Consider the following 19,304-nt stretch of genomic DNA (forward strand, 5'->3'; position numbering starts at 1 on the left):
ACGACCGGCATGCGATGAGGCATAAACCGGAGCCAAACTGTTGAAATCAGGAAATAATAGGTGGAGGCGAAGGTTGCCCAGAAAGGAGTTGGTAAAAAGAGGTATGGGCCACCACGGGCGATAACATAACCGCATGAGTTGCCACCTGCTGCCAGGTCAAAGTCGCGCATGAGCCGTGACCCGACGCAACACAATGACCGCAATCTGGAGGACAATCAGTACAATCCATATCCTCACAATAATCAGCAGTGCCTTGATCTAACACAATGCCTGTCGAGTGCGTGCTATTTGGTGGATTGCCTGCCATGCTAGGGCAATGTTCGCTGTCGTCAGCAGATGCCGTTGGTTGTTGAGAGGATGAAGCCATGTGCTCGCTCATCTCAACTGAGTGCTTCACTAAATTCTTCGTTGAGCTTTCTGCCCTATGCTCATGCTGAGCTGAGACTGAGGTTACTTGCATTCTATGGTCATGCATGACATCAGTAGCCGCAAGCGTACCAGAGAACGGTAAGCTCAGCAGCGAACACATTGTCACGAACAGAATCCAAAGTCGCATTGAAAGGCCCCAAGAAAGAACCCGATAACCATACATAAAAAACAGTACAGTTACAACTATTTCAATTTCAGAATACCGAATCTGCCTATATTTACGGTGCAGAATTCTCTACCCAGTACTGGTTAAATGAGTCCTGGCGTATCAATGCCGCAGCCACATGGTCGACAGGTAAGGACGACACTACCGATACTTACCTGACATCGTTAAGCCCCTGGCGAGGTAACCTGCAACATCACTATGAAGGAATTAACTGGTATGCGGCGGGTATTATTCGTGCAGCATCCAGTATGAACCGGGTGCCTGATGATGCCAGTATTACCACATCAGGCTGGGCTACAGTAGATATTCTGTCCGGGTACGAGTGGGGTAACTGGCAGTTTAATGTGTCTTTGCAAAACCTGCTGGACAAACGTTATGTACCACACGAGTTAGTCTCCGGCCAACCACAAGGCACATCGTTAGACCAATATACTCAACCCGGCCGTCATGCTTCGCTGCGGTTAAGTTACCAATTCTGATCCGTAAGCTGAAAACCAAACCGCGCTAAGTTTTCTTAGCGCGGTTTCTCTGTCATTTTTCTCTGTGACACGATTCTCTGTGCAACTATCTTAACGGTGTCGCATGGGCTGCACCACGGAATATAGCATTTAATAACAGGGTGAACTGACCATGCTGATAACCGCGCAAATTTGGTTCCTGAGTAAAACTGATAACCAGGCCCCGCCCTTCAGGCTGCACCATCAAATACGGTTTATAGGCAATTTGATGGCGATTGTCTTCCCATAGATAACCACTGGCAAGTAACTCGTCCGAGCCTGCAAAATTCACCACATTACGCCCGTTTGAAATACGCAAAGGTGTGTATATTTCATTACCAATATAGGTTGTATAAAGTTGCTCATGCACACCAGCTGTCAGCCAGTGTTCCTGGTCAACTTCGGTGCGAGCTATAATACCCGGCACCCAGTCAGGTTGTGCTTCAGGGCTGACCAGATACGACTGATAATCCTCAGTATCCGTAATCAGCCGGCCTTCCACACTGGTTCCTTTATATTCGTCTGCAACCGCCTGTTCACTTGCTTTGCGCTCAAGAGCACTGGCCAGAAGCGGTTCTTCACCTTCAACTACAAACCCGGTCGCATTTCCTAAAGTAATCAGAACTCCACCCCGGGCAACCCAGTTACTCAAATTCTCACGCCCCTGTTCACCAAGAGCCTGCTGGTAAGCTCCGGCACGCCCACTGGCTGGTAAAATCAGCACCTGATAAGCAGATAAGTCCGCACTTCGTAACTGTGCAGGCCGAATAGCCGTAACCGGGTAATTAAATTCCTGCTCAATAATATATCGGGTACTGCCTGCACTTAAGACACTGGCAGGTTCATCCCACAACAAGGCAATGCTGGGTGTTGGTAAAGGTTTAAAGTTACCTGAACCTATACTTGGGCCACTTGTTATCCAGCTACTGGCCAGCGGCTCCGCAATTGCTCCGGTCTGCCGGGTCAGTTCAGTTAAAACTTCGGTCAGATTGTCAGGGTTACCAGCCCGGGGCAGTACGAATGAACCCGCTTCAAACTCACGCCCGTCCGCATGCGTAAAGCTACTGTCTGCACTGCGTATACGCAGGCCTTCGCGAAGTGCAGCCGTCAATAAACGGCCACTGTTCATATCACCCCAACGAACAACATAACCATAACTCGCATCCGTTTCTGTAGTTCCTTCTACAATATACCCTGGCTCAATACGAGTGCTGTCTACCAGTTCTCCCGCAACATTCAGCGACTGGCTACAGGTTACTAAATCCAGGTTAAATAAATGCGGTAACGACCAGGCTGTAACATCATAAATCTGGTCAGGCAGGTTATTCGCACGCAGGCGTTCCTGCTCCTGCAAAAAATCCTCTGCCAAAGGTACTTCCGGATCCAGTAAAACACGGGCCAGATGATGGCTGGGCTGCGCTAAATTAACTACATAAGCCCCTGCCTCATAGGTTTCACCACATGCTCTGAAATTACCGGTAGTGCGGGTCACTTCCACACCCTGTTCTGCCAGAATTGCCACCAACCGTTGATGGCCAGCAGTATCACGTTGATTAGGCAGAATATAGCTACCAACAGCACCTCGCTGCGAGCCCTTTTCAATACCACTTTGCCGGTACGCATAAAAATTCTCTAACAACTGACGACGGTTATTCGCTACGGTTTCGATACTCGCCATAAAAGCAACAAAATTACGCTGCACACCATCCGCGAACGTCAGTATCTGGCCGTCACTTTGTTTAAAGTGATGGCCTCGAGCCGAAGCCATTTCATACGTGGTGGCTAAACTACCGGAGTAATTTGGCCAGTTACCACCGTAACCCGGATAAAATAAATCAAATATTTCAGCGGTAAAATAATCGTAACCAAATTCGTCAAACCAGCGACCATTATTTTTGCCTAAGTCAACTAAGCTTTCCCGCTGAGACTCGGTTACCAATGGGTTTAAAGGCTCCGCAGAGGGCGCAAAGAAATAGCTCGAATCACCGCCCATCTCGTGCGAGTCAACATAATATAAAGGCCTTGCCTTAAGAAAAGCCGCAACCCTGCCGCGTGACTCAGGCTGAGTCAGAGCAAACCAGTCCCGGTTCATATCAAACAAATAATGGTTCGTGCGCCCGTTCGGCCAGGGTTCGTTCAGTTCCGCAGCCAGCCTGTCAGCCGAAGGTTCCAGACCAACTGTTGCATAGTAACGACTGACAAAACGAGCACGCCCGTCCGGGTTCTGTAACGGATCAATATAAATCAGCGTATTATCCAGTAACTGGCTGGTTTCCTCTGCCTGGCTGGCTAATAAGTGCCAGGCTGTCACCAGCGTTGCTTCCGCAGGCGATATCTCATTGCCATGTACACTGGCACCTATCCAGATAGCCCCTGGTAAGCCATCTATTAAACTTTCAGCTTCGCTTGCGCTGGTTTGCCTTGGGTCTGCCAAAGCAGCCATCGCAGATTGATGCTCACTCAGGTTAGCCAGATTCTGAGGTGAAGAAATAACCGCATAAAACAAACGCCGCCCCTGCCAGGTTTCCCCATAGTCAAAAAGCTGAATCCTGTCCGAGTGTGCCTCTGCCAGAGCTTCAAAATACTCAGCAATTTGCTCCGGGGAACTTATCCGGCTGCCTGCCGGGTAACCCAGTATTTCTTCAATATCCGGTGTTGTATCATAATCCGTAACCGGCCACTGCGGAACCGATTGTGCAGCAACAACAGCGCCACTAAACAACATCATTGAACCCGCCAGAATGGCGCTACATAAACCTGTGCATTGCATACGAAATCCACTTCTTAATTTATTCGGTTAATTTATTCGGTTAGTTCATTCAGTCCGTGAACTCACCCTGAGTCAATATCAAAGCTAGACTCATTTAGACATCTAAACATCTAGACGTATTTATTGCATGGATTAAAATTGTTCGCAAGCACTTGTTTTGCCTGCAACAGCTAATCATCTTCTGGCAAGAGGCGTTAACGAATACAGTTCGAAGAAAACACCTGACTAAATAAAGAGTATCCGTATTATTGTGCAATAAGCAGGCAGCATTGTTCTAACCTTTCTACCTCCGCAACTGCCACTATATCGTTGCTACCAAAGCACACACAACAAACGCTAACTTAGTAACGAGGAACACAATATGGCAAACGCACAAACAAAAACCTGGTTTATTACCGGTGCAGCACGTGGCCTTGGCTTCGAAATTGCCAGTGCCGCTGCGGCTGCCGGCGACAACGTTGTAGTAACCGGGCGTAACCTTGAAAAACTACAAACGGCCTATTCATCTCATGGTAGTAATGTCCTGACACTTGAGCTTGACGTTTGTAACGACAAACAAATCAACACCTGTGTAAAACAAGCCATCGAGCACTTTGGCCGTATTGATGTGCTAGTCAATAATGCAGGTTATGGTCAACTTGGTATCTTTGAAGAGATCGCCCGGCAAAAAATTGAATCACAATTCAATACCAATGTGTTTGGTCTGATGGCAGTTACCCGCGCTGTTTTACCCTATATGCGTGAGCAACGCGCAGGGCAGATTTTTAATATTTCATCCATTGCTGGAACGGCTGGTTACGATGGCGCTTCTGTTTACTGTGCAACCAAATTCGCAGTTGAAGGCTTCTCTGAAAGCCTGGCGCTGGAGGTAAAGCAATTCGGCATTAGTGACATAATTGTAGAACCGGGCTTTTTCCGCACTGACTTTCTGGATGACAGCTCAGTCAGTTATGGCGACATTCAACTGGATGATTACAAGGAATACTCAGCAGCAGTGAATGATTCATATCAAAGCCATAACCACCAACAGGCAGGTGATCCGGTAAAATTCGGCCAGGCCATATTAACCTTAGCGAATGAAGATAATCCCCCTCTGCACTTTGCAGCCGGTTCGGATGCAGTAGAAAATATTCGCACTGCTTATAATGCCCACCTGAAAGATCTCAACGACTGGGCGCATCTTTCAACTACAACTGATATTGAGTAACCGATATTAATTAAAACATAAGCTAAATACGCTAAGCTATCCCGTGTTCAGAGTTAGCTGGCTAACCATCAGCTAACTTCTCACAGGCTACCCGGAGAGGAAACAACAGACAAGGAGATAACAGATGCAAAGTATCTCAAAGAAGAAGTTTGGGGACAGGTACATTTTATCCTGGAAGACCCGGCAGGTTTTCGAGTCGACGTGGTTCAACATTTAGAAGTACCAGGTAATTAGTCACAGCGTAATTCTGCAATTGTAAATTACTCGACATCGTCTGGAAGTGTGTTTGCATTGGTCTTTTTCATGCGGCTATTATACCGCATAAATCAGCGCTAAACCGCCACAGATAAGGGCTTTCTTAGACCGATTGGTGATCGATAAATCGCTGTTATGCTTGATCCCTATATGGCCAAAAACGATCAGGTTATCGCACTAAAATGCAGGGGCTGGTGGCCTTTCATCAGGGTGATATCAAGGCCATCTAAGAGCCATGCCCACTGCTGCTCAGTGAGCGTGATGGTGCTGCCTGGCATCTTGCGCGGCCATTTGAATTTGGCCTTTTCAAGGCGCTTGTACCACAGACAAAAGCCGGTTTTGTCCCAGTACAGAACTTTCAGTTTGTCACGCTGGCGGTTGCAAAAGATAAACAACGCCCCACTGAACGGTGAGAGCGCCATCTCACTTTCGACAATGGCACTGAAACCATTGATGCTTTTACGGAAGTCGACCGGCGCTTTGTGTAGGTATATCGCCGGTGGCTCAATGAACATTTTCATGCGCTGAGCTCTTTGACCAGTTGCGCGACCCAGCGCGGTGAGACCGACAAAGGCAGCATCAATTCGGTTCGGCCAACACGAAGCTGCAATGTCTGTTGCGAAGTTGCCGACTGCGGCACCGCCAGAGCAAAGCCCGTGTCGTTATCTTCAGCTTCGCGCTGCAACTCTAATCGACGCTGACTAAAATACGCTGGGTTAATGCCATGCGGCTCGCAGAAATCTTTCTGGCTGAGAGCGCTTTGTTCAAATTCGGCAATCAGCGCTCGCCATTGCTCGCGGGTTCTATATGCTCGGCTCATGTTGCTACCACTTTTTTAATTAAACCTGGTGGTAGCCTATGGCTTCAAACTATGGCTGAATAGGTGTGGTTTCGGTGACGTTTACTCATCACTTGTTGATGATCAGAAAGATGCATGATTTGTTCAGAAGATCAGCCTTATCACGACACCAGTATCATTGTGCAGTTTACCAAATTTCCAGTTTACGGCGGAAACCGCCGTAAAATCGCGTGAAGTTAAACCATCTTTATCAATATGCACGCTCTACCTAATAGAAATTCAGCGTAGCGGTATGCTTCGCAAGTGCGTTTCGATGGCTTCAATCACTGACTTAGTGAGGGGTAAATGCGCTTTTTCTTTCGCCCATACCTCATGGAAGCCTGCTACAGTTTGCTTTGCAGTATCTAACACCAATTTTTCTGGCAACATGGCTTTAGCCGCTAAGTGTGATAGCTCATCCAGCGTGAAATCGCTGAATCTCTTGCTACGGCTCACCTTCAGCGATGCACTATCATCGGGGATATAAGGAATGGTTGAAACAAAGTCATAAGCAGGCGCAATCGATGCGGTGCGCTTATCTTTGTAGATCACAGACCAATTCTTCAAATGCATATCAGCATTACCAATTAGAGTATTGAACACCAATCGGCGAGTAAATTCTGCAATGTCTTCGTCTTGGCCTTCAATACCGATAACCTGAGCAATATTTCGCATACTGGCTTTTTTGTACTTATCTTGAGGATAAACGCCAAACACTTGCGCAAAGTCCTCAATGTGAACAGCTTGACCATCTGCACGGTCAAAACGCTTGATCACAAAAGCGCTATCACCAAATTTACCAATGCCATTTGGGATATTAGCAATCCGATTAATAGGGAGTAGCTGCGTTTCTGGCACGTCCATTCCCAACATTCGAGCCAGTTCCATCATTGAATATTCATTTTCTGGCACAGCTTCAAATCGAGACGACGGTAATTTTATAATCCAAGAGCCACCTTGACCGGTTGCGGGGATAGTCAAACCGCCATTTGCCTGCTGCACAGCTGAAAACTTCAATTGCACTCCCGCTAATGAAAAACGCATTGGCCCATCTGTCTTCGTTTCACCTTCTATGTCTTGATGCACATTAGGTGGTAAGGCTTCATCATCCGCAGGCTCAACCGTGATCGCGCCAGCTAAATCCTGCCCCAGTACCCACAATAGAAAAAATTCCCGTACTGGGTTCACACCAGCACGCTCAGCCAGGTAATTACGCATGGTTTCTTCTGGTAAAAGGTTGGAGAAAAACGGGGTTAACTTAGTTTGGGTAGGTTTGAAGCTAGTCAGCAGGCCACCGAGCGAATCTTTAAAGCCAAGCCCTAACACAGGCCGCGATTCGTCATTAATGTAGGAATCCATAAAGGCAAAAAGTGTTCTGTCATTACCCACGTTGGTGATCGTTGCGATCGGTTCACCGTAGAGCAACACGTTGAGCGTAGAGACATGGTTAGTCATCGTCGTCTTCCTCTAACTGATACGCGGGCGACATTGGCTCACCCTCATCGCTGATGCCGTTAATACCTTGGCCACTTCGAATGATCGACTTGATGGCAGGTACAGATTTTTTAGGCGCAACCAATAGCTCTAGGTCTAGTACACGGGCAAGTGCAATCAAACTGGATATTCTTAAATCAACACTGCCAGACTCGATTTTCGAAATATGGCTTTGAGGCACACCCGAACGAGCACTTAACTCTCTCTGGCTAAACCCCTTTCGTACCCGAGCTTCTCGAAGACTTTCTAGTATCTGCTCTGTTACATAGCTCATTTCGATACGCCTTAATACATCACTTAAGAATAATTATATACAAAAACATATCACAGTAACTCAAATAACACAAATCCGATTAGCCATTACATATCAAAAGCCATGAGCTGATACATAATTACATATAAGTAGAAGGAGATTTTTGTCATCGACAAAAGAGCGATACTTGGTGGTTTTAAGCGTTGAAAGGCTGGGTGGCATCAGGGTGCGAGATAATCGCGAAAGTTCGACGCTTATTGATTTCATTAAGAAAATCTTGGTTTGCCATGTATGAATTCTTTTAGTTTATAGGCGAATTTGTAGACATTATTGGAAGTCCTCTCTTGTCAGTTCTTCGCTTCTCAAATCCATCGTATTAAATGTAATTGGCCACTATTTTCGCTGATCTTGACCTTATAAACAATCACCGGATACCTAAGGAAGTAAGTCAACAGATTAAGCGCTTTTTAATGTCATTTTTGTACACTTGCGTCAGATCGGAATTAAGTCTACAATTACGACACATTTAAGTGTCATTTTTGACAACTAGAGGCGTATTGTGAAAAAGGCTGAAGCAATTAAAAAGCTCTTAGAGTATGACAAGCGTGGTCGCTGTGTTTTTACTAATTCAGACTTGGCCAAAATCTTTCATCAAGATAATGAACGCGCATTGCGTGCGGGAATTAAACGTTTGCAAGACGATGGCTTACTCACTCGAATCATCAATGGTGTGTACTTATACAATTTAGCGCAGTCGAAAGGCAGCGATACGTTGGAGCAAATTGCTAAAACTATTCGACGTGGGGAATATAACTACATTAGCCTGGAATCTGCACTTTCTGATTATGGTGTTATTTCGCAAATTCCAGTAGATAGGTTAACTGTTATGACAACGGGACGTTCCGGTGAATTCAAAACACCGTTAGGTACCATTGAGTTTATACATACGAAACGGGACCCAATAGACATTTTAAAAAATACCATGTTAGTCGAAAGACCACTTAGGTTAGCGACAAAACTAACTGCTTACAGAGACTTAAAGCGAGTTGGCCGAAACACACATTTAGTAAGCAAAGAGGGCCTAAATGAAAATTAATCAAGATAACTTCGCGCTATTGGTAAATAAAGCAATGCAAGTTGCAAATATGTCTCATATGCGATCAGTGATAGAGAAAGAACTCTTACACTATGATATTTTATTTGCGCTAGAAAAAGGAGGCTTTCTAGACAAGTTGACTTTTCAAGGTGGCACTTCATTACGACTTTGTTATGGCGGCAACCGTTTAAGCGAAGATCTTAATTTTGCTGGCGGGAAGGACTTCAGCTCGGCGATGTTGGCAGACATGGCATTTTGTATAGAAAAATACATTGGTCAACGATATGGGCTTGAAGTGACAGTAAAAGAGCCAAAGACTCTAAAGCTAGACCATAAGTACTCTGAATTGAGCATTGATAAGTGGCAAATAGCGGTAGTGACTTCGCCTGAGAGAAAAGATCTGCCAAAACAAAAAATCAAAATAGAAGTGGCAAACATTCCAGCCTATACAAGAGAGCCCCAACCTCTACGAATAAACTATGATTTCTTACCTGATGGATACAGTGACATGCTGATTTTGACAGAAAGCTTGGATGAAGTCATGGCAGATAAAATCATTTCTTTAACTGCCACTACAAAGTATATCCGCCATAGAGACATATGGGATTTAGCGTGGTTGCAGCAACAAGGCGCGACACTCAAAATGGAATTAGTTAAAAGCAAAATATCAGATTATAAAATTGAGCACTTCGACAGAATGCTGGAAGATTTTCTCGGACGACTTCCTGATATTGTGTCTAGTAAAAATTTTATTGCAGAAATGAAACGTTTCTTACCCGCAGACGTTTTTGACAGAACCCTCGCTCAGGATAAGTTTCAATTTTACTTGGGAAATACCTTGGATAAACTATTTAAAGCCGTGCGTAACGAATTACTAGGCAGGGCCACTAATTCTGAGTTTAGAATGTAAGCAATGGATGAGGTAACCGGATGTCAGATGAAAGTATTTCACTTCGCAAAGATCTGTTTAATCTTTACTCACATCAAAGATAGAATTGCGCCAGTTAATCCTGGTTTCATCCCGCAGCGTCACTCTGTATACTCAAGCGGCTTCAGGCCACATTTAATACCAATAAAGGAGTGCCTTACATGGCCTTAAACCGACACCTACTTTGCCTGGTTGCCTTAGCGGGCGGCATCACCGTCAGCGCTCAAGCTGCGGCAGCAACCACACCTATGGCAGCCCACAGCGCCAGCTTCGCCTTCGCACAAGCCAGCCGCGGCATTCAAGGCGATTTACCCGCCGCGCTACGCCCCATTGCCAGCCAAGGCGTGAACTTTATCGGCACCTTTGAAGCGCCCGGCAATTTAACCGGCTATGTCGGTGAATACCAAGGCCAGGGCCTTGCGGTATATGTCACTGAAGACGGTGAACATGCCGTCGTCGGCAATATGATCAACGCCCAAGGGGCAGATATCGGCGCCCAGCACGTGCGTCGCTTAGTCGATGAACCGCGTTATGGGGAAGCTTGGGAATTGCTTGAACAATCGGCATGGTTTATTGAAGGCGATGAGAACGCCCCCAACGTGGTGTACACCTTTACCGACCCATTCTGCCCATTCTGCCGCCGCATGCATGAAGCGCTAAAACCTTATGTCGCCGAAGGTCGTTTGCAGGTGCGCCATATTATGGTGGGTATTATTCGTGAAGCCAGCCCAACCATTGCCGCCAGCATCTTAGGCGCAGATCAGCCAATTGATAAGTTCTTAGAGCATATGCGCACCTACGATGACGGTGGCATTATTATGGACGGCGTCGCGATGCGCGCAGGCCAAGCTGACTTGCGTCAAAACCAAGCGATTATGCGCGAGTTGAACTTAAGCGCGACACCTGCCACCTTCTTTAAAGACGCCAACGGCGTGGTACAGTTAATTCAAGGTGCTCCGCAAGACGCAGCGACCATCGAGCAAATGCTCGCGAACTAGTTGCCAGTCGCAGCCATTGCTAGTCAGCACCGAACAGACCATACTATATGCAGCATGTTTCGGGAGGGCTAGCAATGGACATCGACATTCTTGGTTGCAGCGGCGGGGTCAGTGGTAACCCTCGCAATACCGGCACCACCTGCTTTCGCCTTGGCGAACATATCCTACTCGACGCAGGCTCAGGGCTCAGTAAATTAGACCTCGGCGAACAGCGCAAAATCACCGATGTGTTGCTAAGCCATGCGCACATGGACCATATCAGCGACCTACCCGGTTTCTTAGCCAACTTATTTGACCACATTCAAGCCCCGGTGCGCGTGCATGCACTAAATGAAACCATTGAAGTGCTCAAAGACTGCATTTTTAATTACCAAATTTGGCCTGACTTCACCCAGGTACCAAGCCCGGAGAAGCCACTACTTGAGTTCGTCGTGGTCGAGCCCTGGCAGAGCTTCAAGCTCTATAACTATGACATCACACCTTTTTTTGTGGAACACTCCGTGCCCACCACCGGCTATGCAATCAAAGACGCCCACAGCCACTTGGTGTTCAGCGCCGACACCACCTACAGCCAGGCGTTGTCGGATTCGCTTAATCGCTTAGGCCATATCGACACCCTAATCGTTGAGTGCGCTTTTCCCGACAGCAAACTCGATATCGCACAGACGTCGAAACACATGACCCCAAGCCTTATCCAAATGATGCTGGACGATTTAGAAGAGCAACCCAAGAAAATCTGGATAACCCATATCAAACCAGCGTACGAAAAACAGCTACGCCATGATCTGCGCAGCAAAGGCGAATTTCACCACTGGCGGGTGTTGCCCTAAGCATGGCAGTCCTAAGCGCAGCAGTCACTGGAAGCGCGACCCACACTCGCTGAATCGCTCAACAAATCAGCAAACGCATCGAATGGCGCACTTTTCGCTTGCTTGGCATGATCAGCTGCGTATAATGCGTGTCACCAATCGGCAGGGGTGTAGTTCCAATTGGTAGAACAGCGGTCTCCAAAACCGACGGTTGGGGGTTCGAATCCCTCCACCCCTGCCAAATTATTCGATTAAAACTTCCTTTTCTAAACAACTATTCCAGCTTAGCTCGCCCTTATGCGCATGCTATATTGTTGCCAATTTTAATTCAGCGATACAAGGTAGCAAGCGGCACATGGCAGTATGGACTCCCCAACAACTTGAATGCCTTGCGATTCTGAATGTACCGGTGTACGACTTTAAAGCACCGCCTTCTGCTGCAGAACGAATGCCTGCGCCATCCAAGCAAGCACCTGCCGTACCGGACGCTGACGAGCAAGTAGCTAACGCGCCTGAGCATTACTATCGCCTTGGTCCTTGGCTGCTGCGCACGCAAGGCCCTTTGCCCGTGCAAGGTCTGCCCTGGCTCAACGACTTAGCTGCGCATGTTGGCACCCCATTGTCTCAGGTTAAACAACAAGACCGTGCCGTCGATATTAGCGCGTACCTGCGTGACTCGCTGACCGCTACAGAGAAAAAACAACTGTGGGCATTACTTCAAGAAAACGTAATGAAGTGATACATTGGCCGTAGGTCATGTGCAATTTTTGCACTAATCCTTTGGCGTAAAACACGCCACAATGCATCCACAATATAGTAATAATTAAAATCAGAGCAACACATGGACTCCGCAGCACTTAGCGAGCAAAAGCCAATTCAAAGCACTTTGCTTGCTTACCAACCTATTTTTGACCGCGACCTGAATGTCGTCGGTGGCGAGCTTTTGTATCGCAGCGACGATGGCATTAGCGCCCTTGAAATTGGCGAAATGTCCGCCACAAGCAACGTCATCTACAACTTGTTTACTGGCATTAGCGAGCAATTCGACGGTTTTAATCACCCGTTGTTTATTAATGTGTCAGCAGACTTTCTGGCCTCCGATACGTTTTTACCCATCGAGCCAAGCCGCGTCATCGTTGAGCTAGTCGAACGCATCACCCCGGACGATGCCGTGGTCGAAAATGTGAAACGCTGGGCCAAGCAAGGTTTTCGCTTCGCCTTTGACGATTTCGAGTACAGCTATGCGTGGGAGCCATTGCTTAAATACTGCGACATTATCAAAGTCGATATCAGCCAAGTCACCATAGCCCAAGCCCGTGAACTCAAAGCTAAAGTGAACCGCCCAGGTATGATTTGGCTTGCTGAGCGTGTAGAAACCCAGGTCGATTTCCAAATGTACAAGGCCCTTGGCTTTGATTACTTTCAAGGCTACTTTTTTGCGCGTCCAATCAATTTGAACGGCGTCAAAATACCGCCAAGTGCAACTAATTTAGCGCGTATTATCAATGAGCTATACGACCCGGAAGTGAATGTTGCCAGACTCACCGCCGCGTTGAAAAATGAACCTGGGCTGTCCGTGAAACTGTTAAAAGTTGCCAACAGCGCGTTTTATCGCACGTCGAAGCCACTGGAAAACTTACAACAGGCGTTAATGCGCTTAGGTATTGAGCAAGTACGCAAATGGGTGATGCTGATTAGCGCGTTAGAAATGAGTAACTGTGCCGCAGCGCAACTCGTGCTGACGCGCGCCAGTACCTGCGCCGAGGTGGCCCGCCGCTTTATGGAAACCAGCATCGACCCGGACAAAGCATTCTTAGCCGGCCTACTCTCAGGCAGCGACATTTTGCTCAACGTTGACAAGCAGACCTTTGTCAGCAGCTTAGACTTATCGAATGAAATCAAAGACGCCGCTATACGCCAGCGCGGTGCCATGGGCGCGTTAATTCGCATGGTCGGGCAAGTTGAAACTGCGCAATACCAGTGGCAAAGTAATAACCGAGATAACTTAGCCCAGCCAGTGACGCCAAAACTTGGGCCAACAGGCCTTAAAATCATTGGTATTTACCGCGAACAAGCGATCGAGAATCAGAAATTTGTCAGCAGTATGTCTTAAACCCGACCTTGCACTGGTCCACTTCGACCCCACCGAGCCTGAGTTTTACTTACTTGAGTGCGCCGCCCACGGCGCACCTTGGTCACGCGCCATGTTTATCCAGTGTAGCGGGCGCTTGTATCGTACCCGCGCGCTGTACGCCGCAGGCCAATTGGTAGGTTTTAGCATTTGCTATCTCGTCGCCGACGAAGTCACTTTAATGAATATCGCCGTACACCCCAAGCATCAAGGCAACGGCTACGGCCGCGTATTGTTTCAGGACATCATCGATTTTATCAGCGACCAGCACGGCCAGCGCCAGCGCACCCTATTTTTAGAGGTGCGCGAAAGCAACCACGCTGCTATTGCGCTCTATCAGCGCTTTGGCTTAAGCGACATTGGCCGCCGCCCTGGCTACTACCCACCCATTCCCCCCGCCACAGCCAATGAAACTGCCGTGGTCATGCGCTTAGGGCAAGGCCACGCTTAAGCAGAAGGCACAAGCGCCAAATAAAAAAAGGCCCCGAAGGGCCTTTGTCATCACACACACGCCGGGTTAACGACGCATTACGTTAAATGATACCAAAATACTCTGTACAGCTTTAAAGATTCAAAGTATAACTCAAAGTAGATATTTTCAGGGATGATTTTTATAGCGGTATTCTTGAGAAATATCGTCATTAACAAGGAGAGGGTTATGATTAAAAAATCGTTTAAATATATAATTTTTATTGCGCTTGTTATGTTTTCAAGCGAAGGGTTTTCTCAAAGCATTTCTTTAGATCAATTAAGACCAACGGTTCCAACGAGTATGCGAGAAACAGCTCTGGATGGTAATCTTCAAAACGAAGGTTTTGAAGTTAGGCTTTATGATTATCAAGCAATTGACGGTTCACGACAAATTCGTGAGTTAATTTTTATTAATTCTCTTTCAGGGCTAAATGCTGCAAATCAAAGATTTGCTATCCCTCAAGAGGACTACGCTGAAATGAGGCTGGATTTTTTATCAAGTCAATTTGTCACAATGTCGTCTAATCTAAGTGAGATGATACGACAAAGAGTTACCCATCCACTTCTTTACATTCTCGATAAAGAGGTTATGCAAATCACGTCGCAAGGTGAAGCTGACCGTTACCTGAGGGCAAGACAGCTCCCAATTACTGATAGTTTTTTCGAGACCGACCTCGCTGTTGATGGTGTGTCTTCTAATAGCATAAATTGCCCTAGCCGATGGAGATGCAGAACTTTTAACCCTAGCGGGCAGTTATTTAATTTTAATGTAAGTGATACTATTGCACTTAGAAACAATCAACACGTAAACGTTAACTTAGATGTTTCAGGCGGCGGCCAATCTAATGCCTCCTTAGATGTACATTATCGTTATAAACGGAGATTTAGAATACCCTACAAAGTGAGGGTTGATTATACGGAAGCGAAGCTTAGTTACGACTTTAATGGAGACATCAGATTAACAGGGAATGCATCGAGATCTATTAAAGGGCTCGAAAAACAGCTGCATAGACAGGTTGTATATGAACGCGTCTTTATGGTTGGTTTAATACCTGTTTTGGTTGATGCTGTAACATATGTCAAAGTTGGAACCGGCGACTTAAATTTGTCAGCTGGTGGAACCATTGGTCTAGAAAGGCCGCTTTTTGTTAATGGTGCATTTCACTATTTATGCAGTGACAGCAATTGTACAAATCTATCTCAATCACATAATAATATTAGCGATACAATTAGAGCAAGGAACCTGTCAGGCTCAGTTTTAGCAACTGCATCGATAAATCCTTATTTAAATGTAGCCATTAGAGGTAGGCTTTATCGGAATATCGCAGCAGAAGTGGGTTTGCAACCGTCGATCGCAGTTAATTTAAGCGGCTACTCCGGGAATCAATGTGGCGATGGCAACGGGAACGGTTCTAATGAATTGGTAAACAGCGCAATATTAAGAGGCGACTTTTTAGCAGGTGTCACTTGGTTTGGAAGAGCATTCTCAGCAACTACTCCAAGAAACTATAGAACGATTCATAGCACACCATTAATTTACGCAGACTTTTTAAACCCGAGTACCAGTCTTTCTCCGATTGTACGTTCAAATGTAAATGGGGGAAATGTCGCATTAGCAGTGGAGCTTCGACCTTGCGCTCGAACGGCTCTGCATAGGAACCATCAGAACTTCTCGGTTACGTGGTCTGACGGCCAACTGCCATCAACTATCTCGCGTTTGTCTGGAACACATCACATTAATAGAACCTTTAATCGAGTAGGGCAATATAGTGTAACCGTCAGACACGAAAATGGGAGCGCTACTACACATAATATTCATATACAGTCAACTGGAGGGACATCACCTCCTCCGCCAGGGGCAGTTACCCCACCGCCACCTCCCTCACCTCCACCGACTTTACCAACGCACCCGAATTGTCCGTTATGCGTAATTCCATAAACAGTGAATTTGCTCATTAAAAAAAGGCCCCGAAGGGCCTTTGTCATCACACACACGTCGGGTTAACGACGAATAATGTCAGTGCTATAACGTGCCTCGAGAATATCAAGACGTGCGCTACGCACTAAATCAGACGCTTGAATGTCGCTTAACAGCGCAGCTAAGTCGCTGTGCCCTGCGGCATTTAGTTGGCCGATGCCAGTGGTATTGTCCTGATATACCACACTAAGATTAAACTCATTAGCTAAGGCATGAATGTCCGCATTGTTCATCAACACGGTAATGTTACCCGTCACTTCGCCAGTCAAGCGCGTAATGTCGTTGTACACCATAGCGCCAGCACGCAAGCCACCATCAAGGTCAACACCACGATAATGGCCGACAACACGCTCTGTAGACAGGCGGCTACGGTCAACTTGCACGCCACGTTGCTGGGTTTGCTCAACGCTCTGTTCAACATTGCCCAGGCGTTGATCCACCGGTTGTGGCGTCACATCATTATTGGCGTGGGCAGCCCCCATCATCAATACACTACCAACCGCTGCGGTTACTACTAACTTTTTCATCATTTTTCCTCCAACGATTAGTGGCCAAATACACGCACTTGCGCGCCAACAACCAAGCTGTCAGTTACATTGTTTAAGAAATCGTCTAAGTCGGCGCCATTGGTATCAACAAAGCGCACGGTCCAGTCACCGGCTGCAGACTCACCCAAAAATGCGTTGGTTAAAATAGGCGCACTTGCTAAGTAAGCAAAGCCAATACCGTTATCAAAATCAGCATTGCCTAAGCCAATATAGGCACCAAGCGATGTACGCGAGGTCGCAATGACTGAAGTCGTGCCTGAAGGCGACGTCACTTCAATACCGATATCCGATGCTGCCGTCGTACCAGTGCTTTCTTCCAGGAACACATCCACTAAGTCTTGAGAGAAAATGTCAAAGGCAAATTGAACGCCTTCGACTATCACATCATCCTCTACGGTGATAGTTAAGCTCACACCGTTGGCATCGTTATCTGGAATCGCTACTGGCTCCGAAATTGGTGCGGCTGCCCAATCTGTAACAATTAAATCAGGTAGTGAGACACCGCCCGACATGGCAAGCTCAACCGCAGCACCGGCGTTCGGACGACCAAAGCCGTACTGATTATTAAAACTGTAACCCGCCGCGTTCTCTACCCAACCTTGGTGGGCGACAAACTCACCACCACCGACATTAAGAACAATTGGGCCATCATTCGGCGCAACCTGAGTTGCTGTCGCCGCAAGAATATAGCGAATTTCACGCCAGCTTAAGTCTGGGTTTGCCTGCGCAATCAAGGCTGCAACACCAGCTGCATTTGGCGCAGCCGAAGACGTACCATTAAACGTATTGGTGTAGTTACAAGCCGCGTTGAACTCTGCATTGGTATCACCCAACGGGTTATTAAACGGATAAATACGCTCATGGAAATCGGTAATACCTAAACTCGCCAAAAACGCGCCGTTGGCATTTTGGAAAGCGTCATACGCTGGGAAGCCTGAATAGCCGCGCGTACAGGTAGTTTGGTCAGTCGTTATCATCGCAGGTTCAGTGTCACCAAATTCACCTGCAGGCGCTGATATCCAAAGGTTAGAGCCAGTCGTTGAATAGCTCGTGCGCCCTCCATTTGGGTTCAAAGCACCAACGGATACAGTGTAAAAGCTAGCATTCGCAGGGTCCCAGTTACCGTCATAACAACCGAGTACGCGTGTAAATGGCGGTATAATTCCGCTCTGAGCTAATGTGCATAGCTCGTTACCTTCGGGCCAACTTGCTGCCGTTGCAAACGAATTACCAGATGATTTAATATTCAGCGCGCCTAAGCCATCACGTAGGTTTTCAGTTGGGAACGCATACATCACTTCGTCAATTTCATCAGTGACAAAGAATAACGGTGCACTGCGGCCATAACTGCGGTTAAACGACACTAAATTATCACTAGCAGTAATGCCCGAGCCAGCCATGCCGTAAGACATCATTTCGTTACGCTGGCTTTGAGAGGCAAGAAAGTTCATCCCAATCAAGCTACTGTCAGGTGCTACACCGCGCCCACCCAAACCGTTCCAGCCCGCGGCAGCGATAAGCCCTGCCACCGACGTACCATGGTCGCCTGCATTGCCGCTCTTAGTGGTATCGGTGCGATCTGCCACGTTTAAGAAGTTAATTGAGCGCCCAGGTAGCACGTTAGCCACTAAGTCTTCATGGGTAGTCGACATACCCTCATCTACGACCACTGAAATTGAGCCTTCGCCAGTAATGCCTAATTTGTAAGCACCGATCACATTTAAATCTTCACCGGGAACTAAAAAATTGGGTATCGGGGAAAATGCTGCAATCGCTTGTTCTTCAGTAAAGCCTTGTGCAATGCGCAGCTCGCGCCAAGCCTCAAAAGTCTGCTCCTGACCAGCAAATCCGGTTTGGCCGGTGTTGTTCAGGTGCCACTGCTCGAAGGCTAGTGGGTCACCCGCTACATTCCCAATCGTCACAGTACCGGTGTCACTTAAGTCACCATCGCTGACACGATATTCAAAAGAAGCACTGCTGCCTGTCATAAGCGGCACGTAGCTATATGCAAGTGTGCTGGCATTAAAATCTAACAAACCATGAGAAAATTCGAAGTAACCGTCGCTGTTACGCGACACCGCACTGCCGTTTTCTAAAAAGGTAATGGTTAGGTCGTCACCATCAGGGTCGGAAGCGGGCAACACACCTTGAACACCAACCCACTGACGTTGGTCGCCGAGCGCAACGTCTTGGGCCACCGGGCTTGAATTGCTGCTACCGCCGCAAGCCGACAGGCTGGCGACTAAAACCGCCAACGCGGACAGCTGAAATGAACGCTTCATCATCTACTTCCCTTATTGTTTTACTTCTTACTAACCTGACACTGTGTTTTATCAGGGATCAGGACCACATTACTTTATACTTAGTAACTTTGTATTAACTTATCGATTACCAACCATGCCACACAACAAAAAATATACAACCCAAAAAAGTCGT

Annotated in this window: 17 protein-coding genes and 1 tRNA gene; 11 read left to right on the forward strand and 7 right to left on the reverse strand. The window is 47.1% G+C overall.

The window, feature by feature from the left end; genetic code table 11:
- Positions 1-843: 843 nt before the first annotated feature.
- A complete protein-coding gene (locus CWE07_RS14650; protein ID WP_111570351.1) occupies positions 844-1,074 on the forward strand; it encodes a TonB-dependent receptor in 231 nt (76 codons plus the stop codon).
- 85 nt (positions 1,075-1,159) lie between these two features.
- On the opposite strand, the gene CWE07_RS13060 is transcribed toward CWE07_RS14650, so the two are convergent.
- Positions 1,160-3,862 (reverse strand): M14 family metallopeptidase, encoded by a 2,703-nt coding sequence (locus tag CWE07_RS13060; protein ID WP_111570352.1) that lies wholly within the window; start codon positions 3,860-3,862, stop codon positions 1,160-1,162.
- A gap of 361 nt (positions 3,863-4,223) precedes the next feature.
- On the opposite strand from CWE07_RS13060, the gene CWE07_RS13065 reads away from it, so the two are divergent.
- Positions 4,224-5,069, forward strand: coding sequence for an oxidoreductase (locus CWE07_RS13065; RefSeq protein WP_111570353.1), 846 nt, complete (start codon positions 4,224-4,226; stop codon positions 5,067-5,069).
- 419 nt (positions 5,070-5,488) lie between these two features.
- On the opposite strand, the gene tnpB is transcribed toward CWE07_RS13065, so the two are convergent.
- The 4 genes from tnpB to CWE07_RS13085 form a co-directional block, all read right to left on the reverse strand.
- Positions 5,489-5,845: an IS66 family insertion sequence element accessory protein TnpB gene (tnpB, locus tag CWE07_RS13070; protein ID WP_111570354.1), complete on the reverse strand. Its 357-nt coding sequence runs from the start codon at positions 5,843-5,845 to the stop codon at positions 5,489-5,491.
- Complete coding sequence (gene tnpA / locus CWE07_RS13075; RefSeq protein WP_111570355.1) at positions 5,842-6,144, reverse strand: IS66 family insertion sequence element accessory protein TnpA; 303 nt, start codon at positions 6,142-6,144, stop codon at positions 5,842-5,844. Before tnpA ends, tnpB begins: the two co-directional genes overlap by 4 nt.
- Positions 6,145-6,402: 258 nt before the next feature.
- The gene (locus CWE07_RS13080; protein ID WP_111570356.1) at positions 6,403-7,617 is read right to left on the reverse strand and encodes a type II toxin-antitoxin system HipA family toxin; all 1,215 of its coding nucleotides are present in this window, start codon (positions 7,615-7,617) and stop codon (positions 6,403-6,405) included.
- Positions 7,610-7,930, reverse strand: a complete 321-nt coding sequence (locus CWE07_RS13085) for a helix-turn-helix domain-containing protein (protein WP_000122829.1) — start codon at positions 7,928-7,930, stop codon at positions 7,610-7,612. Before CWE07_RS13085 ends, CWE07_RS13080 begins: the two co-directional genes overlap by 8 nt.
- Positions 7,931-8,468: 538 nt before the next feature.
- Here CWE07_RS13085 and abiEi point away from each other — a divergent pair.
- From abiEi to CWE07_RS13130, 9 genes are all read left to right on the forward strand, one after another.
- The gene (abiEi, locus tag CWE07_RS13090; RefSeq protein WP_111570357.1) at positions 8,469-9,005 is read left to right on the forward strand and encodes a type IV toxin-antitoxin system AbiEi family antitoxin; all 537 of its coding nucleotides are present in this window, start codon (positions 8,469-8,471) and stop codon (positions 9,003-9,005) included.
- The gene (locus CWE07_RS13095; RefSeq protein ID WP_111570358.1) at positions 8,995-9,915 is read left to right on the forward strand and encodes a nucleotidyl transferase AbiEii/AbiGii toxin family protein; all 921 of its coding nucleotides are present in this window, start codon (positions 8,995-8,997) and stop codon (positions 9,913-9,915) included. The genes abiEi and CWE07_RS13095 overlap by 11 nt, the downstream gene beginning before the upstream one ends.
- A gap of 179 nt (positions 9,916-10,094) precedes the next feature.
- Complete coding sequence (dsbG, locus tag CWE07_RS13100) at positions 10,095-10,931, forward strand: thiol:disulfide interchange protein DsbG (protein ID WP_111570359.1); 837 nt, start codon at positions 10,095-10,097, stop codon at positions 10,929-10,931.
- A 74-nt stretch (positions 10,932-11,005) separates the two neighbouring features.
- Positions 11,006-11,761: a 3',5'-cyclic-nucleotide phosphodiesterase gene (locus tag CWE07_RS13105; protein WP_157983277.1), complete on the forward strand. Its 756-nt coding sequence runs from the start codon at positions 11,006-11,008 to the stop codon at positions 11,759-11,761.
- A gap of 143 nt (positions 11,762-11,904) precedes the next feature.
- A tRNA-Trp gene (locus CWE07_RS13110) sits at positions 11,905-11,981 on the forward strand.
- 114 nt (positions 11,982-12,095) lie between these two features.
- Positions 12,096-12,479 carry a hypothetical protein gene (locus tag CWE07_RS13115; RefSeq protein WP_111570361.1) on the forward strand — a complete coding sequence of 128 codons (384 nt, stop codon included), beginning with the start codon at positions 12,096-12,098 and terminating at the stop codon, positions 12,477-12,479.
- A gap of 102 nt (positions 12,480-12,581) precedes the next feature.
- Positions 12,582-13,853: an EAL and HDOD domain-containing protein gene (locus CWE07_RS13120; protein ID WP_111570362.1), complete on the forward strand. Its 1,272-nt coding sequence runs from the start codon at positions 12,582-12,584 to the stop codon at positions 13,851-13,853.
- Positions 13,834-14,322: a ribosomal protein S18-alanine N-acetyltransferase gene (rimI, locus tag CWE07_RS13125; RefSeq protein WP_111570363.1), complete on the forward strand. Its 489-nt coding sequence runs from the start codon at positions 13,834-13,836 to the stop codon at positions 14,320-14,322. Before CWE07_RS13120 ends, rimI begins: the two co-directional genes overlap by 20 nt.
- 207 nt (positions 14,323-14,529) lie before the next feature.
- Complete coding sequence (locus CWE07_RS13130) at positions 14,530-16,281, forward strand: hypothetical protein (protein WP_126819016.1); 1,752 nt, start codon at positions 14,530-14,532, stop codon at positions 16,279-16,281.
- A 62-nt stretch (positions 16,282-16,343) separates the two neighbouring features.
- Here CWE07_RS13130 and CWE07_RS13135 read toward each other — a convergent pair whose 3' ends face one another.
- Entirely contained in the window at positions 16,344-16,847 is a 504-nt protein-coding gene (locus CWE07_RS13135; RefSeq protein ID WP_111570364.1) for a hypothetical protein, read from the reverse strand.
- Positions 16,848-16,864: 17 nt separating this feature from the next.
- A complete protein-coding gene (locus CWE07_RS13140; RefSeq protein WP_111570365.1) occupies positions 16,865-19,153 on the reverse strand; it encodes a S8 family serine peptidase in 2,289 nt (762 codons plus the stop codon).
- Positions 19,154-19,304: the final 151 nt, after the last annotated feature.

It is taken from the genome of Aliidiomarina maris (assembly GCF_003987335.1).
Lineage (GTDB): Bacteria > Pseudomonadota > Gammaproteobacteria > Enterobacterales > Alteromonadaceae > Aliidiomarina > Aliidiomarina maris.